This window comes from Mucilaginibacter sp. (assembly GCF_036383575.1).
Classification (GTDB): domain Bacteria; phylum Bacteroidota; class Bacteroidia; order Sphingobacteriales; family Sphingobacteriaceae; genus Mucilaginibacter.
The window spans coordinates 1-1,684 of the sequence record NZ_DASVOB010000643.1 but is presented as its reverse complement, the minus strand read 5'-3'; the positions used below and the strand labels follow the sequence as shown (position 1 = coordinate 1,684).

Sequence of the window (1,684 nt, the reverse complement as noted above, 5' to 3'; positions counted from 1 at the left end):
GTACATTGAATACTATTTTATCACCAATTTTAAGGTTCCCGCGTTTGGACAGGTTTTCTTCAACGGATACCGGGATCTCTTTTGAAGGATCAGCCTTGCCTATCCATTTGCCATCCAGTAGTTTTTCTGACGCTGTTAATGAGTCCCTGAAGGTTACCCGGTATTCCCAGGCGAAAACACCATGCTGTATTTTGATCGTGCTGTCCTTAGTAAGATCGGCGGCGGTTTTACCGTTAATTTGCTCAATGCGCATGGTAACAATAGGCACCTGCTGCAATACCGGAAGCCCCTGTTGCTTTGTTAATTGTACAACACCTTTTTTCTGACTGCTCTGGATATCAAACAATATCATATTTGATTGATTGCCGCTGGATGAAAGATTTACCTGCTGCACTAACAACGTTTGCACAAAATAAAGTGTGCAGATAAACATGGTACTTAATCCAATGGATACAATGAGGATAATAGTTTGATTATTGGGCCGATATAAATTGGCAAAGCCCTGTCGCCATAAATAACTCCATGAGCCTTTAATAATGGTTTTAGTGATCCGCATCAGTAACCACGCCGTTGCGGTAAGGATCATGAAAGCAATGAGGATGCCCAGCGTGAACAGGATACTGCCAATCACACTATCTAATTGCAAATAAGTAAAGGCTATCACAAAGATCAGGATCAGCAAATACACCAGCCAGCGTAAAGGATCGCGCCTGTTGCCGGTTTCATCAAAGGAAATGCGGAGCGTGTTGAGCGGCGAAATGTTTCTTACAGATATTAATGGCAGCAAAGCAAACAGGATAGATATGATAACACCCAGCAAAATACCCTGGCCTATAGCCATCCATGATATTTGTACGGAGATGGCAAACGGTAAAAAGTCTTTAAATACCAGAGGCAATAAATGCTGAACAGCCGTACCCAGTATAGCCCCGGTAACTGAACCAATGATCCCGATCCCCACAATTTGGATGAGGTATATCAAAAACGCTTCGGATGATTTAACGCCCAGGCAGCGCATTATGGCTATTGATGCTATTTTTTCCTTTACGTAAATATGAATGGCACTGGCTACACCAACGCAACCCAGCAGTAAGGCAACAAAGGCTACCAATGATAAAAAGCGGCTCAGATCGCCAAATGCACGACCTGTGTTATCTTTTTTTGTTTCGATAGTTTCAAAGCGCATCCCGGCTTTGTCAAGCATCGGGTCGATCTTTTTGCTGAGTTTATCTACATTAACTGACGAATTGAACTTGTAATAAAAACTGTAATTAACCCGGCTGCCAATTTTTATCAGCCCGGTTTGCTCCAAATACTGCATGGGGATATAAACCACCGGGGCTATGCTTGCCATAACACCGCTTTGCCCGGGTGCCTTGTTTAGGGTCCCCGCGATCAGGAAATTGAGGTTGCCCACTTTTACGGAGTCGCCAACTTTGGCGTTGAATTGCAGCATCAGGGTTTTATCAACCAACGCCATTTTACCTTGTTTAAAGTTAAGCCCGGCAGCCTCGGGAGTGGTTTCTAAAGTGCCATAGTAGGGGAAACCTCCCTGCAACGCCCTGATCTGCACCAGTCTTGTGCCCTTGGTGCGCGGAAAATACAGCATGGATGCAAAACTCCGTTCCTGCGAGCGCTTGTCGCCCAAAGAATCGAGCAGGTGCTTTAATTTATCATCGACTGG

1 protein-coding gene is annotated in these 1,684 nt (G+C 44.7%); it reads right to left on the bottom strand.

Annotation, left to right across the window (positions count from 1 at the left end):
- A partial coding sequence (locus VF500_RS22680) for an ABC transporter permease (RefSeq protein ID WP_330861861.1) occupies positions 1 to 1,684 on the bottom strand: 1,684 nt, incomplete at both ends.